This window comes from Pedobacter sp. KBW01, assembly GCF_003852395.1.
GTDB lineage: Bacteria > Bacteroidota > Bacteroidia > Sphingobacteriales > Sphingobacteriaceae > Pedobacter.
The window spans coordinates 212,805-237,622 of sequence record NZ_QAJQ01000019.1; the positions used below are offsets into that span (position 1 = coordinate 212,805).

General features: G+C 39.1%; 20 protein-coding genes. 12 read left to right on the top strand and 8 right to left on the bottom strand.

From position 1 onward, the window contains the following. Positions 1–4: 4 nt before the first annotated feature. Positions 5–1,132 carry a glycosyltransferase gene (locus tag DBR40_RS18830; protein ID WP_233603933.1) on the bottom strand — a complete coding sequence of 376 codons (1,128 nt, stop codon included), beginning with the start codon at positions 1,130–1,132 and terminating at the stop codon, positions 5–7. 132 nt (positions 1,133–1,264) lie between these two features. Here DBR40_RS18830 and tgt point away from each other — a divergent pair, with 132 nt between their 5' ends. The 6 genes from tgt to DBR40_RS18860 all read left to right on the top strand — a co-directional run bounded on the left by tgt (position 1,265) and on the right by DBR40_RS18860 (position 10,090). Further along, entirely contained in the window at positions 1,265–2,395 is a 1,131-nt protein-coding gene (tgt, locus tag DBR40_RS18835; RefSeq protein ID WP_124561286.1) for a tRNA guanosine(34) transglycosylase Tgt, read from the top strand. 1 nt (position 2,396) lies between these two features. Continuing rightward, a complete protein-coding gene (locus DBR40_RS18840) occupies positions 2,397–3,500 on the top strand; it encodes an LptF/LptG family permease (RefSeq protein ID WP_124561287.1) in 1,104 nt (367 codons plus the stop codon). Positions 3,501–3,502: 2 nt separating this feature from the next. Then, positions 3,503–4,381, top strand: coding sequence for a DMT family transporter (locus DBR40_RS18845; protein ID WP_124561288.1), 879 nt, complete (start codon positions 3,503–3,505; stop codon positions 4,379–4,381). Positions 4,382–6,327: 1,946 nt separating this feature from the next. Continuing rightward, positions 6,328–6,603: a hypothetical protein gene (locus tag DBR40_RS18850; RefSeq protein WP_124561289.1), complete on the top strand. Its 276-nt coding sequence runs from the start codon at positions 6,328–6,330 to the stop codon at positions 6,601–6,603. A gap of 397 nt (positions 6,604–7,000) precedes the next feature. Further along, positions 7,001–9,805, top strand: a complete 2,805-nt coding sequence (locus tag DBR40_RS18855) for a hypothetical protein (RefSeq protein ID WP_124561290.1) — start codon at positions 7,001–7,003, stop codon at positions 9,803–9,805. Positions 9,806–9,808: 3 nt separating this feature from the next. Next, on the top strand, positions 9,809–10,090 hold the full coding sequence (locus tag DBR40_RS18860) for a lipopolysaccharide assembly protein LapA domain-containing protein (protein ID WP_124561291.1): 282 nt from the start codon (positions 9,809–9,811) through the stop codon (positions 10,088–10,090). Positions 10,091–10,226: 136 nt separating this feature from the next. Here DBR40_RS18860 and DBR40_RS18865 read toward each other — a convergent pair whose 3' ends face one another. From DBR40_RS18865 to DBR40_RS18880, 4 genes are all read right to left on the bottom strand, one after another. Next, positions 10,227–10,526: a hypothetical protein gene (locus DBR40_RS18865; protein ID WP_124561292.1), complete on the bottom strand. Its 300-nt coding sequence runs from the start codon at positions 10,524–10,526 to the stop codon at positions 10,227–10,229. Between the two features lie 132 nt (positions 10,527–10,658). Continuing rightward, positions 10,659–11,381 carry a pirin family protein gene (locus tag DBR40_RS18870; protein WP_124561293.1) on the bottom strand — a complete coding sequence of 241 codons (723 nt, stop codon included), beginning with the start codon at positions 11,379–11,381 and terminating at the stop codon, positions 10,659–10,661. A gap of 186 nt (positions 11,382–11,567) precedes the next feature. Then, positions 11,568–12,251, bottom strand: a complete 684-nt coding sequence (locus tag DBR40_RS18875; protein WP_124561294.1) for a DNA alkylation repair protein — start codon at positions 12,249–12,251, stop codon at positions 11,568–11,570. 43 nt (positions 12,252–12,294) lie between these two features. Next, complete coding sequence (locus DBR40_RS18880; protein WP_158674083.1) at positions 12,295–14,547, bottom strand: family 20 glycosylhydrolase; 2,253 nt, start codon at positions 14,545–14,547, stop codon at positions 12,295–12,297. 182 nt (positions 14,548–14,729) lie between these two features. Between DBR40_RS18880 and DBR40_RS18885 the strand changes: the two genes are divergently transcribed. After that, positions 14,730–15,986, top strand: coding sequence for a hypothetical protein (locus DBR40_RS18885; protein WP_124561296.1), 1,257 nt, complete (start codon positions 14,730–14,732; stop codon positions 15,984–15,986). Between the two features lie 74 nt (positions 15,987–16,060). Here DBR40_RS18885 and DBR40_RS18890 read toward each other — a convergent pair whose 3' ends face one another. The 3 genes from DBR40_RS18890 to ispE form a co-directional block, all read right to left on the bottom strand. Continuing rightward, on the bottom strand, positions 16,061–17,227 hold the full coding sequence (locus DBR40_RS18890) for a trans-sulfuration enzyme family protein (protein WP_124561297.1): 1,167 nt from the start codon (positions 17,225–17,227) through the stop codon (positions 16,061–16,063). A gap of 121 nt (positions 17,228–17,348) precedes the next feature. Next, the gene (locus tag DBR40_RS18895) at positions 17,349–17,765 is read right to left on the bottom strand and encodes an OsmC family protein (RefSeq protein WP_124561298.1); all 417 of its coding nucleotides are present in this window, start codon (positions 17,763–17,765) and stop codon (positions 17,349–17,351) included. Between the two features lie 72 nt (positions 17,766–17,837). Next, complete coding sequence (gene ispE, locus DBR40_RS18900; protein WP_124561299.1) at positions 17,838–18,641, bottom strand: 4-(cytidine 5'-diphospho)-2-C-methyl-D-erythritol kinase; 804 nt, start codon at positions 18,639–18,641, stop codon at positions 17,838–17,840. A 199-nt stretch (positions 18,642–18,840) separates the two neighbouring features. On the opposite strand from ispE, the gene DBR40_RS18905 reads away from it, so the two are divergent. From DBR40_RS18905 to DBR40_RS18925, 5 genes are all read left to right on the top strand, one after another. Further along, complete coding sequence (locus DBR40_RS18905; protein WP_124561300.1) at positions 18,841–19,635, top strand: thymidylate synthase; 795 nt, start codon at positions 18,841–18,843, stop codon at positions 19,633–19,635. 112 nt (positions 19,636–19,747) lie between these two features. Further along, positions 19,748–20,128 carry a PH domain-containing protein gene (locus DBR40_RS18910; protein ID WP_124561301.1) on the top strand — a complete coding sequence of 127 codons (381 nt, stop codon included), beginning with the start codon at positions 19,748–19,750 and terminating at the stop codon, positions 20,126–20,128. A 60-nt stretch (positions 20,129–20,188) separates the two neighbouring features. Beyond that, complete coding sequence (locus DBR40_RS18915) at positions 20,189–20,680, top strand: dihydrofolate reductase (protein ID WP_124561302.1); 492 nt, start codon at positions 20,189–20,191, stop codon at positions 20,678–20,680. Between the two features lie 309 nt (positions 20,681–20,989). Beyond that, positions 20,990–23,974 (top strand): protein translocase subunit SecDF, encoded by a 2,985-nt coding sequence (secDF, locus tag DBR40_RS18920; protein ID WP_124561303.1) that lies wholly within the window; start codon positions 20,990–20,992, stop codon positions 23,972–23,974. Positions 23,975–24,078: 104 nt separating this feature from the next. Continuing rightward, positions 24,079–24,612 carry a GNAT family N-acetyltransferase gene (locus DBR40_RS18925; protein ID WP_124561304.1) on the top strand — a complete coding sequence of 178 codons (534 nt, stop codon included), beginning with the start codon at positions 24,079–24,081 and terminating at the stop codon, positions 24,610–24,612. Positions 24,613–24,818: the final 206 nt, after the last annotated feature.

Genomic DNA, 24,818 nt, shown 5'->3' on the forward strand with positions numbered 1-24,818 from the left:
TGAACTATTTCCAATTTACTTTTTTCTTCCCGAACATGGATAAAAACCCATTCAGGATTAAAAACAGAAACAAAAGTATATCTAAAATCGGGAACCACCAACGCAAATCGCCATAGTTTAACCGTTTAAGTAGTTTTGGATAAATAAAACACCTGATGACGATGCTTAACACAAAAATACCTGCGGCTACATATTGTGCTTCACGACTTAAAAACATGCAAGCCGCAAAAAAAGCATAAAACAAAAACTGGAATACGATCTGAACGGTTAAAATAAACTTGTGCTTCGGTTTATAGAGCTTTCCGGCACCGAAATGGCGTTTCTTTTGACGAAGGTAACCTGCCCAGGTTTTATTTGGTTCGCTCCAAACATGGCTATCGGAATGCAAACGCACCTCCGTATTATAAGCATTGGCATGTGCGTTTACAAACAAATCATCGTCGCCCGATGGAATGTGCATATGCGCAGCAAAGCCTTTATGCTTAAAAAAAAGGGATTTTTTATACGCCATATTACGCCCAACGCCCATATACGGCATCCCCTTAATGGCGAAAGACAGGTAATTAACTGCCGTAAAAAAGGTTTCGAAACGAATCAGCGCATTTAAAAGGCTTCTCCTTTTCATATAAGGCGAATAGCCCAGTACAATTTCCGTTTGTTCATCAGCAGGCTGCTGCATGTCCATTAACCAATGGTTCGATGCCGGGATGCAATCCGCATCAGTAAACACCAACCAATCGTATTTGGCTGCTTTTATTCCCATGGTAACGGCAAATTTCTTACCGGCAATAAACTTATCGTTATCTAAAATCTTAACTATTTTAAGGTTACGGTGCTTCTTTTCAAAAGCTTCTAAAAACTCTTCTGTACCATCCCAAGAACGATCGTTAACCACAACCACTTCAAATTCAGGGTAATCCTGACTCAATAAAGCAGGTAGATATTGCTCTAGGTTTACAATTTCGTTTCTGGCACAAACAATTACACTAATAGGTTTTCTGGCCGATAAAGGTACTTCTTCTATACTTACCCGGGCCAGCTTTAAATGAACAAAGAGCACGTAATAAAGCTGAACTAAAAGGCAGAAGCCCAGTATGGAGAGCAGAATAATTTCAAGCGGAGTTAATATCACGATGGTAAAATAAATAGGCGCAAATTTCTCATTTTTAATCTGTAAAACACTTTTATGTTGATAAAAAATTAAACAAAAATATGCCCTCAATTTTTGCTATTTTTGGCAGATTTTTGACGAGAAAAATACATTATGAAATTTAGTTTACAGGCTAACGATCCACTATCCAAAGCCAGGGCCGGAACAGTAACAACTGCCCATGGCGAAATACAAACCCCTATTTTTATGCCTGTGGGCACCGCCGGAACGGTTAAAGCCGTACACCAGCGCGAACTTAAAGATGATATTGACGCAAAAATCATTCTTGGAAATACCTACCACCTATACTTAAGACCAGGACTTGATATTTTGGAAAAAGCAGGCGGTTTACATAAATTTATTGGCTGGGACCGTCCGATTTTAACCGATAGCGGTGGCTATCAGGTGTATTCTTTAAGTAAAGTACGTAAAATTAAAGAAGAAGGTGTTACTTTCCATTCGCATATTGATGGTTCGAAACACCTTTTTACGCCCGAGTATGCCATGGATATCCAGCGTACCATTGGTGCCGATATCATTATGGCCTTTGATGAGTGCACTCCATATCCATGCGATTACACTTACGCCGCAAACTCTATTAAAATGACGCACCGCTGGTTAGAGCGCTGCTGTACTCATTTTGATAATACCCAGCCTAAATACGGCTTTGATCAAACACTTTTCCCTATTGTTCAGGGCTCGGTATATAAAGATTTAAGGATTAAATCGGCCGAATTTATTGCCAGTATGAACCGAGAGGGCAATGCCATAGGGGGGTTATCGGTAGGCGAGCCTGCAGAAGAAATGTACGCCATGACAGAAGTGGTTTGCAATATATTACCAGCCGAGAAACCACGTTATTTAATGGGCGTTGGCACTCCGATTAACATATTAGAGAACATTGCTCTGGGAATAGATATGTTTGATTGCGTAATGCCAACCAGAAATGCAAGAAATGGCATGCTTTTTACCAGAAATGGAATAATCAACATCAGGAACAAAAAATGGGAGAACGATTTTTCTCCTCTTGATGCGGAAAGCGATCTGCATGCCGATCAGGTAACTACCAAAGCTTATTTAAGGCACCTGGTACACAGTAATGAAATGTTGGGCGCACAGATTGCAACCTTACATAACCTGCATTTCTATCTTTGGTTGGTAAAACAGGCCAGAGAGAAGATTATTGCAGGCGAATTCTACGAGTGGAAAAACAAAATGGTTAAAATATTAGGCAATAAGCTATAAAATGAACATCATCAAAGGCAACATTAAAATTATAGATCGGTACATTATCGGCAAATACCTGGGTACATTTATATATACACTGGCCATTTTTGTGATCATAATTGTAGTGTTCGACCTTTCTGAAAAGATGGACGATTTTATGAAGAGCGGGCTTAGTTTCTGGGGTATCCTAACTAAATATTATGCAGGATCTATCCCCTTTTACGTAAACATGCTCTCGCCGCTGATCAATTTTATTGCAGTAATCTTCTTTACCGCTAAAATGGCCGATCAAACAGAAATTGTACCGATATTAAGTGGAGGAGTAAGCTTTAACCGTTTTTTATTCCCTTATCTGGTTTCAGCAAGCATCATTTTCTCGGCAAACTTGCTATCCAATCTCTACATTTTACCTTATACCAATACCTTAAAAAACCGCTTCGAAAACACATACGTAAAGCGTAACGATCCTTCAACAAAATCCAACATCCACATGAAACTGGATGATAAAACCTATATCTACATTGATAATTTCGACAACAAAACCAACTCAGGTTACCGTTTTTCACTGGATAATTTTAGTGGCGATGTACTAACCAAAAAGATTGTTGCCGAGAATATAAAATGGGACTCGCTTAAGCGCAAATGGCAGTTAACAAATTACTCCATCCGTAAGATTGAAGGGCTCAAAGAGACGATGATTTACGGCAACGGCAAGCTTAAAGATACGATATTGGATATGCGCCCGGACGATTTTTCAGCCTATGATAACGTGGTGCAAAATCTTACTACCAAAGAATTGTCGGATAAGATCAGAAAAGAAAAGATTCGCGGAACAGGCGTTATGAACGATCTGCAGTTTGAAAAATATAAACGTTATCTGCACCCACTTTCGGCCTTTGTACTTACCCTGATTGGCGTGGCTTTATCTTCACGTAAAGTGCGTGGAGGTGTCGGAGTATCTTTAGGTATCGGAATCTTCATTAGCTTCGCTTACATCGTATTTAACCAGTTTACACAGATGTTCTCTACCAAGGGTGGTTTGCCTCCCTTTGCTGCGGTAATTATGCCTACTATATTTTTCGGCTTACTAGGCTTTTACCTGCTTAGAAAAGCACCGAAATAACAATGGAAGCAACCAAAAAAAACCTGCTCATCCTCCATCTTACTGTTTTTGTTTGGGGCTTTACAGGTGTATTAGGAAAAGTAATTTCTATCGATGCTGTCCCCATGGTTTGGTACAGGGTGTTAATTGCAGCAGCTACACTTTTTGCCTGGTTTTTAATCACAAGGAAGAACATTAAAATTACCAGAACACAATTTATCCAGTTCTTTTTAACCGGCGCAATTGTAGCTATCCACTGGATATTTTTCTTTCATGCCATTAAGGTCTCCACCGTTTCTGTAACCTTGGTTTGCCTTTCTTCCTTCACTTTATTTACCGCTATTTTAGAGCCGATAATTAAAAAACAACCGATACAAACAGGAGATATTTTTATCGGTCTGCTGATTATTTTAGGCATCTATATGATCTTTAAATTTGAAGGTCAGTATACTTTAGGCATTATTTTCGGATTACTTGCAGCAGTAGCCTCGAGTCTTTTTTCGATCATCAATTCAACGCTGGTTCAAAAAAGCGAGCCTTCAATTATTGGTTTTTACGAATTGCTTGGCGGCCTTTTCTGGATCACTTTATACCGTTTGTACGACGGATCGTTGTTGAGTATGCACTTTAATTTAAGCACCAGCGACTGGTTCTATTTAGCACTTTTAGGTACACTTTGCACCTCGGTTGCCTATGTAGCTGGCGTATCGGTAATGCGCACTTTATCGGCTTTCAGGGTTGCATTAATTACCAATTTAGAACCTGTTTACGGAATCTTATTGGCCTTCATTTTCTTTCAGAATAAGGAACAGATGACCGGTGGATTTTACATCGGTGCAATCATTATCCTGGGATCTATCTTCCTTTATCCGATCTATAAAAAGCGAAAAAACAAGTTGTAGTTACCGGGCGCAACAACGCTTATTATCTTCATATTTGCTCGCATGCCTTGAATCTTAAACAGATTTAATGCCGGTTTTCGTCTCAACCCATTCCCCGAGCTTTATACAAAAGAAATATATTCTTATTGATTTAGCTGAATAGTTCCTGCTGGATTTGTGCTAATACGAGCATAAATTTAAGAAGCAACAGACAGTCAAAAAAACCAATGCATCCCAAAGAATACAGATAAGAACCCTACGGATCCGACAAAGTAATTTCTACTAAGCTGAGAAGAAAAAAGATCAAAAACCTAATCAGATTTGCGCCAAACAAACAACTATTGAAACCAAAAAACATAGGTTTATTATAGCCATCAGATCTACTTAAATCTGCGTATGAATCTGTAAAATCTGCGGGAAAATTCAATATAATTTTTAACGGCTAGAATCTTGCAACACTGAAAAAACGATGCCTCTCGCTAAGAAAAAATTTCTAACACAGTAAACCCAAATCAACCGAGTTTAAATGAACTAACTAATTGTCAACACATAAAACCAGAGCCAAATCTAAGTAACTCATTGAGCTAAAAACATGCTTTTGATCTACGCGCCTATAGGATAACAAGAACACGCCTAGCAGGAAAAAAGACGACCAACATTCCAACAAATAAACCGCGTAAACACGCACACTAGTAAAGCAAAAGAGAAGGCAACAATTAACTTTAACAATCCACTTCCTAAGCAGAATAGGTGTTAAAAAAAGAAGACAGAACTCAAAAAAAGAGGAAACTAAACCGGAGATAAGTAGCCTACCAAATGGATTAAAAAAATGGCGAAGCAACAATTACTAATTCAAGATAGCCGTATACTTCTCTTACCAATTAATAAGTTGTTCTGCTTTCCAAATAAGAGCAACAGTCAGTACCGAAAACTAACCAAATTCCCTCCAATTACCTGATCATAACTAATGACAAGAGACGCCTTAAACCAAGGATATTATTAAACTAAAAAAATGAAAATCTAAAACAAAATAGCCTCAAAAGAAGCAAATGATATTCAGATAAATATTAAAAAAAGGCTAGACAGAATACAATTTCCTCGTTCTAAAAAAGCCTATTTTACTAACCGATATATTACATCAAAATAACTGAAAATACCATCATAAAATCGAGCACCAAAAACTACTAAAAAACATAATAACCACCAACCAATAGAAAGCAAAAAATTAGATCATATTAACACTTGAAACAAAGCAAAAAAACAAAACAAATCAGGGATAAAACCAACACAAAAAGTCACAAAAAAAAACACCAAAACATAAGCCAATTTCACAGGATAAAACCTGTAAAACACCCAGGTGGTTTACAAACATTTTCCCGAAATAAAAAGACATTTTGAGCTATAAAAACGAAAGTAAAAACCACATATTTTTGAACCAAAAGACAGAAAACAAAAAGCACATCGGTTACTTCAAAATGCCCAGCATAGAAAAATTAAAAGAGCAGCTAGCAAAAGATCAATAAAAAACCCTTAAGCGAAATGGTATTATTTAGCAGATCAAAAATCATTTCTCATGATAAAAAAGAGTCAATCATGAGTTAGAAAATCACTCAAACCACAGCATAGAAACAAGCTATTTATTGCCTTTACAAAAGAAGTTTTATCAATAATTGCTTTAAAAACTATGCAAACCCACCCATTGGCTAAAAAGTATAAAAACCAGTCAAAAACACAATTTAAACAGCAATAATGGCACTTTTTACCCCAAAAACACCCGCCCATTAAAAAACACAGCAAAACCCTCTCGTACGGTGAATATCGCAAGGAAATTGCCTTACAAATTGAAATTTCGCTTAATTCCTCGCTTCAAAACAGGCAAAAAGCATACAATTTCACCTCGCACCTAGCTTTTTGAAGCAAGAAAATCGATGTATTTTTTGGATAAAAATCCCTAATCAAGGGTCGAAATGAGTATTAAAAACTGTTTAACGAAAAGACCAAATCGCCTTAAAAAACCGGGGCTTCAACTCGAAGAGTTTGACTACAAATCAAAAATCAAAGTTAAATTACAAATCAAAAACACAAGACATTTTGTCATCAACCTACTCGACAATCTGAAAAACAAATTCCGGCACCACTTACAAAAAGCAAAAAACAAGACTGAATTACCAGGTAAAAACCAGGCTAATTGGGTAGCATCACAATACCAAAAATGCCTACTCTCAAACCGAAATCAAGTCTAAAACGGCCAGGTAAACCGATAGCCAAACACCGTTAATCTACCGTTAAAAACACTTGCATTCTCACCATATTTACGCTGATTTTTTAGACTGTTCACAATCAGAAGACTCCGTTAACAGCTATACATTTTTCAAAATAGGGTGAAAATTTTTTGAAGAAAATCGATTAATAAGTGTAAATTAAACCGTCAAATTACAATAGAAACAAAATGCTTTAATAACACCAATTAAAGCATATTTTTTTGAAAAATTTTTCAATTAAAACAATATTTAATAGATTTAAGTTAAAATCATTAATAATTAAAAATCAATATTTTAAACATCAACAGTTAAATTAAAAATTAACAATTCGGACTACTTGAAATTTTTGAAATACTAAATATTTTAGCAAAGAATTTAAATGAATTTAAAAAAGTCAAACAAAAAATTAATTATCAGCTATTTAAGTGCATTTAGCTTAAGCTTTATTTCACCATCAGTTTTTGGGCAGATTTTCAGCACTGCACAAAACCCACTTAGTGTAAAATGGAACTATATTTTATCAGGAGGCTTTAAAATCATCTATCCCCAGGAACTCGAAAAAGAAGCCCAAAGAATGGCCAATACCCTACCCTATATCTACCCTCAAATAGGACTGGGTTTAAGGCAGCAAAAAACCAGTATTCCGCTTGTGCTACAGAACCGCGGAACAGTGGCCAATGGCTTTGTTCAGCTGGCTCCGAAGAAGTCTGAATTCTATGCTACTCCTCCGCAGTTTTTCGATAGTCAGGACTGGCTAAACAACCTCGCAGTACATGAGCTTAGACACATTGCACAGTTTGACAAATTGACAGGAACGCAAGCACACCCCTTCCCCGAGCTGGTGTACTTCGCTTACTTTGGCGCAGGCATTCCCACCTGGTTTTTCGAAGGTGATGCCGTTGTGAACGAGACCGCACTAACCTACTCGGGCCGGGGCCGCCAGCCCAACTGGATCATGCCTTACCGTACCTCACTTTTGGAAGGCAAAAAAATTAGCTATAGTAAAGCCTATTTCGGATCGAACAAAGACGTTACCCCGGGCTACTACCAAACCGGTTATTTGATGGTGGCCAACCTAAAAGAAAAATACGGGCAATTCATTTCCGACAGCTTGCTTGGCGACATCAGAAAAAGACCGGTCAGACCTTACCCTTTTTCGAACAGCTTAAAAAAATTCACAGCAACCAACACCCGAAAATATTTCCTATCGGTACAAGATCAGGTTACTGAGAAGTGGAAAATGCAGGAAGAAAAATCGGCTACAGAAAGCTATCCAAGTCTGAATAAAAAAACAGCTTTAGCCACAAGCTATTTTTTACCGACACGCATCAATCCAAAACAAATTTTAGCGCTTAAGGAAAGCAAAACAGATGTTCGTTATTTTGTGATTATAAACGAAGATCAAACGGAGAAAAAATTATTCGGAATTGGCTATCAAGAACAGCCTTGGTTTAGCTTAAAAAATGATGTTCTGGTTTGGGATGAAATCCGTTATGATCCACGCTACAAACAACGCAGCTATAGCGTAATCTGTTCATACAATTTGAAGACTAAAAAATTCAAAAAATTAAGCAGTAAAAGCCGCCTCTTCTCTCCCAGCCTTTCTCACGATGGAAAAAAAATTGTGGCAGCCAGTGTTGGGCTGAACAACCAGTTTAATCTGGTAGAGCTTGATGCTACAACCGGGCAAATTTTAAAAAGTCATCCTAATCCGGAAAACGAAATTATCCAAACGCCGTCTTTCGATCAGACCGGAAAAAAGATTACCTATATCGGCGTTACTGAAAAAGGAAAAAATTTATGTCTGATAGATGGTGAACAAAAAACTGCGTTAATCCAAAACAGCCGGCAACAATTGAGCAGACCGGTTTTTATTGACGACAAAATTGCTTTCAACGCGCACTTCAATGGTATCGATAATATTTACGATATCGACATTGCCACTAAAAAAATAAATGCGTTAAGTGCATCTAAATATGGCGCCTTTAACCCAAGCGAAACCAGCGACGGAAAAATGGTTTTTAACGATTACAAAATCAACGGGTATGAAATTGCAGAAAAACAGATTGAAGAAAAACCTGTAGAAGAAAATGCCTTTGTAGATTTTGCAGCAGCGGCAGAGCAGCAAGAACAGACTGGCAATGTTTTCGAAAACATTCCCGATAGCACTTACCAAGCTAAACGCTACCGAACGGCCTTAAATCTTTTCAGTGTTCACAGTATTATTCCGATTATAGATAACGAGTACATTTTTGGCCTGCAACTCGAATCGAACAATTTATTAAACACAATGGACTTTTATACCGGGGCAAAATATCACCGCGATTTAAAGCGTTTTGAATACACGGCAGATATTAGCTATAAAGCACTTTATCCTGTATTAAGCGTTCTGTATCGAAACAGACCAAAACGAACGTTCTACCGTGCTAAAAATGCGGTACAGCAAGGTGATTGGCGCGAACACTATATCAAGTTGAATGCATCGCTCCCGCTTTCGTTTAATGCACGCAATGAGAACTACGCTTTTACGCTGAATGCAGCTACCAGTTTTACGCAACGTTACATGCCCGAGAACATGCCCACTAACTTTATCAGCGAACTCAAATTTCCGATGGAATACAATTTTACTTTTAACCACAGTGTGCGCACTACCGAGAGAGACATTGCGCCAAAGTGGGCTCAGGTTTTCAGGCTTACCTATAACCACCAGCCGTTTGATCAGAATCTGAAAGGTGAAATACTAGCGCTGGAAAGTTTTCTATATTTCCCCGGCCTGGCCAAAAATCATTCTGTTCTGGCGAGCTTCAATTATCAAAAAGCAACAGGCGTAAACCAGTACGCTACCGAAATTGCAACGGTGTACGGCTATAACAATATCCAGGCAAAAAGTAAATTGCAAAACAGCCTGCTTTTGAACTACCGCTTTCCATTTGCCTTTCCGGATTGGGAACTTGGCCCATTGGCTTATGTACGTAATTTCAGGGCGGGTTTATTTTGCCACTACGAGAACATTGGCAAGGGCACAACGTTTAACGATCCTAAAACCTATGGCGTTGAATTAAACACCAGCGTAAACCTTTTGCGCTATCAGCCTGTTGTAGATTTAGGAGCAAGATTGGTTTTTGTTAATCAGATTTACAATCAAAATCCGATATTAGAGTTTTCATTCAATTATAGCTTTTAAACCATGAGTACAAAAACAATTTCGATTATTATTTTAACGGCATTGCTAACCATTTTTTTAATGGTGAATACCGAGCCTGTAGATTTCGACTTTTTGGTTACCACCATTCCGGTATCTAAACTCTTGGTTATTGGTGTCTGCATTATCATTGGTTTCATTATCGGCTTTGTTGTGGGCAGGCCAAGAAAAACAATAAGCAGTTATGATGATGAGATTGAGCGAAAAAATCAGCCGACGGGAAATAAAAAGGAGTTGAGTGATGAGGATAGAGACTACATTAGTTAATGTCAGCTAAATCTTTTAAAAATAAACCGTCATTTCGAGCGGAGTGAAACGGAGTTGAGAAATCTAATTAAAGATCTCTCCCCGCCTGTACGGGCAGCATTACGCTGCGCTCCAGTCGAGATGACGAAATTCTCTTTTACGAATTTAGCGCCGACATAATTTCTCCATACAACAACCCACTACCCCCACCATAATGCTGGATGATTTTTAAGCCGGGCTGAAGCGCGGTAAGTTTCGTCCTTAATACTTTTTCGCATTCAGGGTTTATACCGTTTCCCAGCAAAACCAAATCCACTGTTTGTTTTTCGCAAATGGCAATTGCTTCTTCATCGGCACAAACACAAATGCCCTTCCACTCCGGCCTGGCATTGAGTAAGCGATCCATCACAACAGTAATTTCGGCATCCCTCCCGATGTAAAGTATAGTAGTTTGCATAATTGTTTTTTTTAGATTTTAACTCATCATTGCTACAAAAAACAAATCGTCATTCCGACCGCATATTAAGCGAAACCTTTACTCTCTACCTAAAGATTTCTCCGCTACGATCGAAATGACGATTGTTCTAAATTAGTTCAGCTCCATCGGAACATCCATCAACAACACTTCAACATCTGCACTGTTCGCCTGAAAGCTAATGACATCTGTATCCCAAACACCGATAGCATCGCGTTTGCTTAACGTTTGACCGTTGATGGTTACCTCGCCATTGATTACAAAAGCATAAACACCATTTCCAGCTTTTTTGATTTTGTATTCGGTTTCAAATCCGGCATCAAATTTACCTAAGGAGAACCAGGCATCCTGATGGATCCATACGTTGTCATCGCTGGCATTTGGTGACAGGATTTGCTGAAAATTATTGTGACGGGCAGCAACTTCCAAAGTTTTCTGATCGTAACGTGGCGTAACGTTTTTCTTGTTCGGAAACAACCAGATCTGCAATAAATTCAACTCCTCGTCGGCATTGGCATTAAACTCACTATGACTAACGCCTGTACCGGCACTCATTACCTGTATTTCGCCGTTTTTAATTACCGCCGAATTCCCCATGCTATCTTTGTGGGCAATTGCACCAGCTAACGGAATGGTAATGATTTCCATATTATCGTGTGGGTGAGCACCAAAGCCCATTCCACCAGCTATCAAGTCATCATTTAAAACCCTTAACACGCCAAAGTGCATTCTTTCAGGATTGTAATAGTTAGCAAAACTGAATGAGTGGTGTGCATTTAACCAGCCATGATTAGCATGACCGCGGGTGTTTTCTTTGTGCAAAATGAACTGTGACATAAATTTCCTTTCTTGTTTATGATACAAAGTTAATACCACGCCACCACCTGTGCATTGATGTAGGATAAGAAGTGACTGAGCAGAGGGTGGAGAGCGTTGGGCGTAAAGCGCTTTAAATAGTCCACCAAATAAGCAGCTAGCGTTTGGAGTGCACTTTTGGTATCTTTAGTCTTTGGTCCTTAAGCTTTAGTCTTTATTGATTTTGGCCAATACCGCATCGCTGTTCAGTTCTCTCAAAGCATCTAAAGCCACCCAATTTGCCTTTTTATTATTCTGAGCCAGGATATTATTTGCCGTTTGAATGGCATGCTCATGCAGGAATGCATTTCGCTTTCCAATTTGCCTTAACGCCCAGTTAATGGCTTTCTTAACGAAGTTGCGGTTATCGTAAGCTTCGCGCTCAATGACGGGCAAAAAAGCCAGGAAAGTTTCGTTGGGCTCTTTTTTAAGGTGAACCGCAGCTTCGGCTATGAGCACAAAACCCGTACGTTTTACAAATTCTGGTTCGGCTTGCGTAAACTCCAATAGCTTCGACTTAAAATAAGGCGTTTTAACGAAAAGATTTCCACAAGCCTGATCACATATATCCCAGGAACTAAAATCGTTTGTCCAGGCGTTTATTTGCGATACTGTGACCTGTTTATAATCGCCAATAAAAGTGGCCAGCAGGCGTGCTTCATGAAAACCCGTTTCCCAAAGCAACAACGACAGCTCCTGATCTTTACCAATCTGTTTGGCTAGTTTCCGGATGTTTGGCACCCGGATTCCGTAAGCTTTGGAAATATCGATCCCAAAATGGGCCATTTTCTTCAAATATTCAGGCTCGCTAATATTTTTGAGTTCAGAAAGAATAAATTCTAAATCGTTCATGGCTATTTTTTAGAAATTCGGCTTTTTTATGTTTAGCACTCCATTATTCCACAGCAAAATCAGCTGCAGAAACGGCTTTGCGTTTCGATGAACCCATACTATATTCTAACTGCAGGGTATAACCACCGCCACCTTCGAGAAACAAGAGTTCAAAAGGATGATAGCCTTTTTTTAACGCTATTTGAGCAGATTTTTCGATTGCAAAATGCATTCCATCGTTATCAACCAGGGTTTTGTTTTGTATTTTCAACACACTGCCATCGTCAGAACGAAGAAAAAACGAATAAATACCGTCTTCAGCTGCGTAAAAGAATCCTTTATGGCGTGTAGCAAAACTCGCGGCTTTATCTTCAACCGGAATTTCGATAGCAGCTGTGGTTGCAGTTTTCGTTTTATCAGCTTCTGCTATTAAGTTTACCACCTTGTAAAATTTAGGGTAGTAGCTAAAATTTAAACCCGGTTTTGGATGATTAAGCGATATGGCATCAACGTAATCGGTTTGCACATAATTGGCCGTAAAAACATCACCCATCCTGCCGTTAGCTCCAAATATGGCAGCTTTTACGGTTTGCGTTTTATCGATATTAATGGGTTTGATGTATTTTGGAGATCCGATTTTTGGCGTACTTCCATCGGTGGTATAATGCACAACAGCATTTTTAGGCGCTTCGATATTGAGGTAGGCCGATTTTAGAAAAACATTATTTTCGGCAAAGCCTTTAAGATCGGTAAAGCGGTAATTGATGTGCATGGCATCCAAAACTGCAAACTGCTGATCCATTTTCCGGCTAAAGGTTTCGAAATTTTGCTGATGCCCCCATAAAACGTCAGACATGGCCAGCAAACGAGGGAAAAGCATATACTCTAACCTTTGCTCAGACGGGATGTATTCTGTCCAGAGGTTAGCCTGCCCACCTAAAACATATTGTTGTTCGTTTGCATTAAGACCAAAACCAGTTGGATTAAATCCATATACTTTTTGCAGCGAATGTGCATCTTGCTGGGCATCGAAATAACAATATTCACCAGGCGTCATAATCACATAGTTCCCTTTTTCTGCCGCATGTTTGGGTGCTGTTGGTACCCAGGTACGCCAATACATCAGGGTAGCCGTTGGCGAAACACCGCCATCTAAAATTTCATCCCAGCCAATTAGTTTTTTACCTAGGCTATTGAAGTATTTTTCCATCCGTTTAACAAAGTAGCTCTGCACCTCGTCAATGCTTTTCAGGTTCTCGCGTTTCATCAAAGACTCACACTCCGGAATATTCTTCCAGCTGCTTTTTTCAACCTCATCTGCCCCTAAATGGATGTATTTTGAAGGAAACAGCTGTGCAACTTCCTTAAAAACATTTTCTGCAAATTCAAACGTTGTTTCCTTGCAGGGACAAATCGGATCGGTAAAGCTCTTTTCCTTTTGCACTGAACCTGTTGAGGTTAACCACGGAAACTGCCTGGTGGCCGCCTGCATGTGGCCCGGCATATCAATTTCAGGAATGATTTCAATCCCCTTAGCGCTGGCGTAGGCTACCAGCTCCCTGATTTCCTGCTGGGTATAAAAACCACCGTACAATTTTTCTCCGTTAATTACCTTGAAATGCTTTTCGGGTAGTTTGTAATCGGGATTGGTTTCGGCCAGTTTTAAACATGCTGAATCCTGGTTATTCAATTTTCTCCAGGCCCCAACTGTTGTAAGCTCAGGGTATTTTTTGATTTCGATGCGCCAACCCTGATCATCGGTTAAGTGCCAATGGAATTTATTAAACTTATAAAACGAAAGCCTGTCGATAAAGCGGTGTAGATAAGCCATATCAAAAAAATGGCGAGAAACATCAAGATGTACACCCCGCCATGAAAATTTAGGTTGATCTTTTATCTCTAGCGCAGGTAAAGTCCAGGTATTTTTGGTTTTAAATGCATTCGCTCCTGCCAATTGCTTTAGTGTTTGCACAGCCCAAAAAGCACCCAATTTATCGCTAACGGCAATGGTTATTTGTTTAGGATTAATCCGTAAGCGATAAGCTTCTGGTTTTAAACTGGCATCTTTTACAAACAATAGCTTATTGCTTACCCCACTTGCCCTATCTTTCTTCAAAAGCTTAACTTCCTGAGTAGCAATCGCAAAAACACTATCCTGATTACCAACAATGGCCGTACTACCCGAGAAAACAAACTTACCCTGTAGCGTTTTAACTGATTCGGGCTGGGGAAGCATGCTAAGCTCCTGGGCAAAATTAGATTTGGTTATAAAAAAAAGGGCTAAGCCCAGCAGTGCACTGAAATTCTTTATTCTCATTGAGGTAACATTTTGATGATTCATCAAATATAGTTTTTTCGAGGAAAATAGGTTAAACATAACCAATCCTTAACACCCCCTGATTTTTAAGTTTATATATACATTTTAACTTGTTCAAGTTTTACATGCCTAGTTTTTAACCCTAACAACCTTTTAAAACCAATTAAATTTTAAAGAAAATCATGAAGAAAAACATCCTCCTGTTACTATTAGCTTCGTGCTTATTTGCAGTTTCCTGTCAAAAGAACACGTTAACTGAAGAAAAAGCCAGCACAACAAATCAAAAGAAAAACAGTCTCATGGCTACAGCAGCAGAAACCAGTGCTGCTGCCAGTGTTAATGCTTACACCAATACATCGGCTTACATCAATAACGGTTTTACTTTTTTAAACCCAACACAGGTTGATAAAAACCGTGTGGCCATTGGCGGCAGTGCTTATACAGAAGTATATGGTTTTAATATCCCTGAAGAAAATAGGGTTCGCGGTATAAGGTGGAATGAAGATGATGAAACCACGTCTATATGGCGCCCACAGGGAATTGCCGGTTTCTCCAGAAACGGTGTGCGTTATTTGCTGGTTAGCTGGTATGCCAAAGATGCTGCAGAAAGCAAAGGATCGAGAATAACCCTTATCGATATCAGCCCAAGTTCGGCCACTTATTTAACTTACAGACATATTTTACTGGTACAACCCACACTTCCTACCGGCACCTTAGATTATACGCAATATGGCGTTTATGCACCTTTAAATGTGCATGCCGGCGGAATAGCCTACTTTAACGGCAAAGTTTATTTAAGTAGTACCAGCCTTGGATTAAGGGTATTTGATTTAGATAAAATTATTGAAGTAACTACAGGAACCGGCACCGACAGTAAATGCGGCAAGGATGCAAGCGGCAACCTATATGCTTTTAATTACCGTTATATACTTCCGCAAGTAGGTTACTATAAAATTAATGATGCTGACCCCTATTCTACAGTTCAGGTAAATTACGAAAACAACCAGTTATGGACAGGCCAGTACTACGCAGGTAGCGCAGATGCATCGATTGTACCCAAAATTTTCGGATTTCCGATCAACACATCGGGCGAACTGCAAGACTCGGGCATTCAAACCGTAATCCCTAAAAACAGTTTATTTGCTTCAGACCATGCACATGGCATACAAGGCGTGTTTAGAAAAGGCAACAGAACCTGGCTTTCTTGCACCGGATCGCCAAGCGAGTCGTATGGATCTACTGCCCGTTTAGCCAGATATACAGACGGCGATACCAACACTGTGAGATACAGGTGGCCATACGGAGCTGAATCTCTATACTTTGAAGCCCAATACGGATATTTATGGAGTTTAACCGAATTTGAACCCAATGCCGGTGCTAACAATGGCAGTCAGGTTAACCGTTGCATATTTGCAGTAGATTTCTCGAAATACGAATAACAGGCTCTATACAAAACAAAAATGGAGATGCTAAAAAACATCTCCATTTTTACTTATTTATTTTTTAGTAGAACCTAAGCTAAAGCTTGCTCAATATCAGCTAAAATATCGTTAATATGTTCTAAACCGATTGACAAGCGGATAGATCCCTGCTCAATACCTACTTCGTTGCGTTGCTCTTCAGTAAGTTTACTGTGCGTACTGGTTGCCGGGTGTGTTGCAATCGAACGTGTATCGGCCAAATTTGCCGAGATCGAGAACATTTGCAAACCATCCATAAATTTACGGGCTGCATCAATACCGCCATCAACCACAATGGTTACAATTCCACCACCCTGCTTCATTTGCTTTTTGGCAATTTCGTACTGTGGGTGCGAAGGTAAAAACGGATATTTCACCAGTTTAATTTTCGGATGTTTTTCTAAATATTCGGCTACTTTTAATGCATTTTCACAATGGCGGTCCATGCGGATAGCCAAAGTTTCTAAACTTTTAGACAAAATCCATGCACTGAACGGCGATAAAGCCGGACCACTGTGACGGGCAAAACCTACCACTTCGGCAATCAGTGCTTTGCTACCTAAAACAATACCACCCAATACGCGCCCTTGTCCATCGATATACTTTGTAGCAGAGTGAATAGAAATGTGTGCACCAAACTGAATGGGTTGTTGCAGGTAAGGCGTAGCAAAACAATTATCAACTACCAGTAAGGTATTGTGTTTTTTGGCCAGATCACCTAAAAACTGGAGATCAATAATATCGATACCTGGATTAGAAGGGGTTTCGACAAAGATCATTTTGGTATTAGGCTTAATCAGACCTTCCCAATCCTGAGGTTTATCTAAATCGGCATAATCAAAAGTTACACCCCAATTCGAAAACACATTGGTTAACAACTGGTGAGTAGAACCAAAAACTGAGCGGCTGGAAACAATATGATCGCCACTTTTTAAGAAAGCCCCGAAAGTGGTGAAAATAGCTGCCATCCCCGTTGCAGTGGCAAAACCATCTTCTGCTCCTTCTAACAGGCACATTTTTTCGATAAACTCTGATGTATTTGGATTTGAATAACGGCTATATACATTCCCCTCTTTTTCGTTGGCAAATAAAGCACGCATTTCTTCCGCATCATCAAACTTATAACTCGAAGTAAGGTAAATTGGTGCCGAATGCTCTTTATGTAAACTTCTTTCGGTTTGAGTGCGTATAGCTATGGTTTCAAAATTTTCAGATTTCATTGTGATTAAGATTTGGGTATTCAAGGTACTTTGGTAGCAAGTATTTAGTATCAAGTACAGAAAACTCATCCTGATACTCAATACTTGCTACCTAATATGTTCTCTTCAACACCCGGTTATGCTATTTATTGATGTTATAAGTAAAGTTAATGGTTGCCGACCGGCCTAAAATATTCGATACCGAGCAGTATTTATCGAAGGTCATTTGGAGTGCTCTTTGTACCTTGGCCTCGCTTAAATTGCCGAAAAGCTCGAAGTTGATATCAATTACATCAAAAATCGGGGGCATTTCTTCGTCCTTACGCGTTGCGTTGATGGCAATTTTAATATCGTTTAAAGGTTCTTTTTGCTTGGTAAGTACGTTAACCATATCTATACCACTGCAACCACCTAAACCAATTAAAAGCATCTCCATTGGTCTAAATCCCTTGCCCTCGCCACCAATAGCAGCCTTTGCATCCAATTCTACAGTAAAACCGCTCTCGTTTTCTGCTTCAAAATTAAATTTACCGCTTTTGCGGATCAGATTGATGTTCATGTTGTCAGCTCCAGATAGTGAGTATCGGGTATCAAGACCTTATGCCTTTTACCTTTTAACCTTCTACCTTATTTAAATATTGTAATAAACCAAGTTGTTTTGTTCCAGTTCAGGCAATTTAACCGCAGTGGGGAAAATTGCAAAAACCGATGAACCGCTACCACTCATTAAAGCGAATGTTGCGCCTGCATCGTATAAACTGGTTTTTATTTGACGAATTTGGGGATACTTTGCGAATACCGATGGTTCGAAATCGTTGATAACCTTATTTTCCCATGTTGTTGGAGGCAAATGTATGATTTCTTTTAATGATTGCAAAGGCTTTTGAGGTTTTACAAGCGCATAAGCATCGGCTGTGCTTACGTGTACGGGCGGTTTTACCAAAACTTTATACCAGGCTGACAAATCAATTTCGCATTTTTCAAATTCGTCGCCCTTATTAAAAGCATAAACCGATTTATTTTCGATAAAGAAAGCGCAATCGGCACCTAGCTTCCGAGCATAACCTTTCATTTGCGAAACCGAAAGCCCCAAACCAAACTTATCGTTGATTAATTTGATTACAAAAGCGCAATCTGCTGATCCTCCTCCCAAACCTGCCCCTACCGGAATATTTTTGAACAGATTAATCTGCTGTGCAGGAATTTCAAAATCAGCCGCAATTAAATGATAGGCTTTTAAACAAAGGTTATCGTTTGCATCTCCCGGAATATCAATACCATGAACTTTACAGGAAGTTGTCGCTGCATCCACAATTTCTACCGCATCTTTAATTTGTACAGGATAAAACACAGTTTCCAGATTGTGATAACCGTCTACCCGTTTTTCGGTGATGTTTAGGCCAAGGTTTATTTTTGCGTTGGGGAAAGCTAGCATGCAGATTTGAGATTTGAGATTTGAGATTTGAGATTTCCCACCCAAAGTCAAATATTGTTCCGACGCAAACATACGATGTTGTATACAAAATAGGCAAAAGTAAACAAGTAAAATTTATTGTTTAAAATTTACATTATGTAGAAAACTAAAAACCACTGACAATGATAAATTTTAGATATTTGTAAATTATCAGAATAGTATGAAACAGTATTTAGATTTAATGCAGCATGTGCTGGATAACGGCGCACAAAAACACGACCGTACAGGAACAGGAACAATCAGTGTTTTTGGCTACCAGATGCGTTTTAACCTGCAAGACGGTTTTCCAATGGTCACCACCAAAAAACTGCACTTAAAATCTATTATACATGAACTGATCTGGTTTTTAACTGGCGACACCAATATTAAATACCTTAAAGATAACGGCGTACGCATTTGGGACGAGTGGGCGGATGAAGACGGCAACCTGGGACCGGTTTATGGCTCGCAATGGAGAAGCTGGCCTACTCCTGATGGGCAGCACATTGATCAGATTACCAATATCATCAACACAATCAAAAACAATCCCGATTCGCGTCGCATTATTGTTTCGGCCTGGAATGTAGCCGAGATCGAAAATATGGCCTTGCCTCCATGCCATGCTTTTTTTCAATTTTATGTAGCCGATGGTAAATTAAGCTGTCAGCTGTATCAGCGCAGTGCAGATATTTTTCTGGGCGTACCTTTTAACATTGCCTCATACGCCTTATTAACCATGATGGTAGCGCAGGTTTGCGGTTTACAGGCCGGCGATTTTATCCACACCCTTGGCGATGCACATTTATATAATAACCATATCGAACAGGCCAACCTACAATTAAGCCGCGAACCTAAACCACTTCCAACCATGAAAATCAATCCGGATGTTACAAGCATCTTCGATTTTAAGTTTGAAGACTTTACGCTTGAAAACTATGAGGCACATCCTCATATTAAAGGTATAGTAGCGGTATAGCCATACCCAGCTTATTAAAACAATTGACACGTTTTACAGAGGTGATGTTAACTACTATGTCAAAAAAAATTTAATACAATTATTCTCATCATAAATCTAAATTAAAACAACAATGGGATTATTTTCCGCAATCCTCGGCAATGCAGGTGCAGTGAGCCAGGAAGAATTAAAACAGCAATTCGGACTACTTCTTACAGAAGGCGAAGAATTTGAAATGGGTTTCAAATTGATCAGAGATATGTTTATTTTTACCAATAAGCGTTTAATACTGATCGATAAACAAGGTATTACAGGATCAAAAGTAGAATACAAATCGATTTCGTATAAAAGCATTTCACGTTTTAGCGTAGAAACGGCCGGGACTTTCGACCTGGATGCAGAGCTGAAAATCTGGGTTTCGAGTGAAATAAACCCAAGCATCTCAAAAAAGTTTAACAAATCGGTAAACGTTTACGATGTACAAAGAGTATTGGCCCACCACGTATTAGGATAAGGCAAAACATCATTCATTAGTTCATCAAATCAGATGAACTAATGAACTAACTAATAAATTATGAGCAAAATATCTATAGCTGTTGCAGTAGGCGAAAATTACGCTATTGGCAAAAACAACCAGCTTTTATGGCACATGCCGGCCGATTTAAAGTTTTTTAAGCAAACTACCTCTGGCCATACGGTTATCATGGGGCGCAAAACATTCGATTCTGTGGGCAGGCCTTTGCCAAACCGCAGAAACATTATAATTACAAGAGATACAGAATTAAAAATTGAAGGTGTTGAAGTGGTAAATAGCCTGGATGAGGCATTGGCAATTACTAAAACAGAAGAAAAACCAGTGTTTATTGTTGGCGGTGCCGAAATTTACAGACAGGCATTACCTAAAACAGATAGACTCTACCTTACCACGATTCATCATAACTTTGATGCAGATACATTTTTCCCGGATTTTGACCGCAGTGAATGGACTGTAATCAGCTCAGAGCCATACAAGGCCGATGAAAAGAATAAATATGATTACACTTTTGAGGTGCTGGAAAGGAAATAAACAGCTTTAACCGCAAAGCTCACAGAGAAGAAGGCGCAAATCACCCCAAGCAATGCGTTGTATCCGACTAAACTTCCGTATTCAAAGCTTTGACGCAGGACTAGTATTTTTAACCAGAGTGTCTGCATAGGAAAAACCTATCTGCCTCCGACTTCGAGCCTCCGATCCCTGACTATTTTGACTCGATAATTCTATCTTAGAAACTAATCTTAATAAATTATCAATTAAGGGGTTCTATAATTTAAAAATTTAATTAGATTTGCCGACTTGTTAAAAAACAGCGAAAGACAAAATTATTTTAAACAAACAATGCAAGGAAAAGGTTTTATTAAGTTTATAGCGATAGTATTGGCTATCGTTTGTGCGTATGCCCTCTCTTTTACTTTGGTTGCATCCAAGGTAGAAAAAGACGCAAAAAACTATGCGAAAGGTGACTTAGCTAAAGAAAAGGCTTACTTAGATTCGATGAGTACCGAAAAAGTTTATCCCGTAACCGGATTCACTTATCAGGAGGTAAAATCGAAAGAAATTAATTTGGGTCTTGACTTAAAAGGCGGAATGAACGTAACGATGGAGATATCGTTAGCTGAACTGGTTAAATCGTTAGCGGGCAACCCTACCGATGTAAACTTCAACAAAGCTGTTCAAAACGCGCAGATCCAGTTAAATGCCGGTGGTAAAGATTACATCAAAATTTTCGTTAACGAATTTGAAAAATTAAGTCCAGGTGTAAAACTTGCTGATTATTTTTCAAATCAGGATAACGCATCGCAGTTAAAACCAAATGCAAGCAATGGCGACGTTGAATCTTTCTTAGAAAAAGAAGCAACCAGCGCAATTGACCGTTCGTTTACTGTATTACGTTCTCGTATTGATGGTTTCGGAGTAGTAAGTCCGAACATGCAAAAACAAGAAGGCAGTAACCGCATCTTAATCGAAATGCCAGGTGTACAAGATAAAGAGCGTATTGCTAAACTTTTACAAGGTTCTGCCGAATTACAGTTCTGGCAAGTATACCAGGTACAAGAAGTTGCTCCTTTACTAGAAAACATTAACAAAACTTTAGCTGCAACATTAAAAACCGCTGCTCCTGTTACAAAAGATACCACTGCTGCTCCTGCTGCTGCCGGAAGCAAATTAGCTGGTTTAGAAAAAACTGCTGCAAAAGATACTGCTGCAAAAGGTAGTAAACTTGCTGGTTTAGGTAAAAAAGATTCTTCGGCGGTTAGAGCTGAGCTGGTAAAATCTAACCCTTTATATGCTGTACTTAATTTGCCTATTTACCAGGGCCAAAACGGACAACAACAATTAATGCCAGGTGCAGTTGTGGGTATGTCGTTACAAAAAGATACAGCAAAAGTTAATGCTTATTTAAAAATGCCTGAGGTTGCTGCCGCAATTCCATCTACGATGAAATTTATGTGGAGCGTTAGACCAAGAGAAGGTTCTAAAGTTTTCGAACTATATGCCATTAAAGTAGTAAGTGCCGATGGTAAACCAGATTTAGGTGGTGAGGCGATCAGCGATTCGCGTGCTGACTTTGACCAAAAAGGTAAACCAGAAGTAACCATGTACATGACCAGCGAAGGTGCTGCAAAATGGAAAAAAATTACTGCTGAAGCTTCTGCTGATAAAAATAACTTAAAAGCGATTGCAATCGTATTAGATAACCAGGTTTATTCTGCTCCTACTGTTCAAAACGAAATCCCTAACGGTATTTCGCAAATCACCGGTAGCTTTACGCAAGCAGATACCAAAGATTTATCAAACATCTTAAAAGCGGGTAAATTACCTGCTCCTGCACGTATTGCAGGTAGCTACATTGTTGGTCCTACTTTAGGTGCACAAGCTATCCACGATGGTTTAATCTCTTTCGTAATTGCCTTTATTGTAATCTTAATCTTCATGGCGTTATATTATCACCGTGCTGGTTGGGTTGCTAACTTTGCCCTTTTAATCAACTTGTTCTTCGTTATCGGTATCCTGGTATCATTGGGCGCTGTGTTAACTTTACCTGGTATTGCCGGTATCGTGTTAACCATCGGTTTATCCGTTGATGCAAACATCCTTATTTTTGAACGTGTACGTGAAGAGCTTGCACATGGTAAAAATGTTGGTGCTGCCATTAAAGAAGGTTTCAAACATGCTATGCCATCAATTATCGACTCGAACGTTACCTTATTCATTTTAGGTGCCATCCTTTATGTTTTTGGTAGTGGTCCGGTTCAAGGTTTTGCAACTACTTTATGTATTGGTATCCTTTCGTCGTTATTTGCTGCTGTAGCCATTTCAAGAGTAGTTTTCGATTCGTTGTTAAACCGTAAAATCGAAGTTAACTTCGATAACAACTTAACCCGTAACGCATTCAAAAACTTAGCCTTCAACTTTGTTGGCCGTCGTAAAATTTATTACATTATCTCTACCATCATCATTGTTGCTGGTATTGGTATGTATTTCAAAAACGGTGGTTTAAACCTTGGTGTAGACTTTAAAGGTGGTAGAACTTACTTAGTACACTTCGATAAAGCAGTAAGTACTGAAGATATAAAATCGAAATTAACTCCTGTTTTTGATAACGAAACTCCAGAGGTTAAAACTGCAGGCGAAGATAGCCAGGTAAAAATCACCACTACTTTCCACATTGCAGATCAAGATGTTAAAACCGATAAAGTTGTTGAAGATGCTTTAAACAAAGGTTTAGCAGGTTCTAAATATGAAATCGTAAGCTCGCAAAAAGTAACGCCGATTATCGCCAGCGATATCGTAAACGGTGCTTTCTATGCGGTATTGATCTCATGCTTGTTCATGTTTATCTACATCGTTGTAAGGTTTAAAAAATGGCAATATGGTTTAGGTGCGGTAATCGCCTTATTCCACGACGTTTTAATGGTATTATCTTTCTACACCATTTTAGACGGCCTTATGCCATTCTCACTAGAAATTGGTCAGGATTTCATTGCAGCAATCTTAACCGTAATGGGTTACACCATGACAGAGACTGTTGTTGTATTCGACCGTATCCGTGAGAAACTGAAAGAAGCTGGTAAAGACGATTTACATGGCGAAGAGCGTAACAACTTAATCAACTTCGCGTTAAACAGTACCTTAAGCCGTACCATTTTAACTTCGTTAACCGTATTCTTCGTATTATTGGTAATCTTTATTTTCGGTGGCGATAGTATCCGCGGATTTATTTTCGCCCTGTTAATCGGTCGTATCATTGGTACGTACTCATCACTATGTATCTCTACTCCTATTGTAATCGATTTGGGTAGCTCTGCAGAGAAAAAATAAGATTTCAAAATCTTAAAATATATAAACGCCTCGATTTTAATCGGGGCGTTTTTTTTGTTCTTAATAATTCGCATTTTTATATTTTTGGATAACTGCCCTGCATTATGCAAAACATTACTTACAGTCCTTTAAGTTTAGAAGAGCTTAATAAAATAGCGGAGATTGACCGTTCGGAAAACATATCAGAAGTTTATATCTACAAAAAAGGACAGCTTTTAACTGAACAGGTAAACGAAACTGTTACTGCTTTTGAGCCAGCCGAGCTTGCTGCCATAATTGAAAAGCAAAAACACCTTAAGCAAGGTGACGGCGAGGTTGTGGGGGCCTTTATCAATCATACACTGGTTGGTGTAGCATCTATAGAGAATAGAAAGCGAGGTCTTCGATGCGAGTATTGTAAAATGGATATCCTTTACGTAAGCAATGCCTGGAGAGGTAAAAAAATCGGCCAGCATTTGGTTGAAGAAATTAAAAAAGTGGGCCGGAATTATCAGGCAAAAAAACTTTATATCTCGGCAACTCCCACCAAAGCCTCGGTAGATTTTTACCTGAAGTCGGGCGCCTGTTTAACCAAAGAAATTGATCAGGAACTGTTCGACCTCGAGCCGTTGGATATACATCTGGAAATGGATGTTTAGCGTTGTAACAAGAGAAATTCACTGCCCGATATCCTAAAAGTGGAGTGATTAATAACCGGCTTTACTACTTACTTTAGCAGAACCGTTTTTAAAAGCAATACCAGTAGTGCTTCAGCTCAGATAATCCTGCTGTTTGCTTTATTTCGCGGCGCTCTATGCCCGCTCCCATCAGGCTTAACGAACATTCAACAGCGTTCAGAAACCAA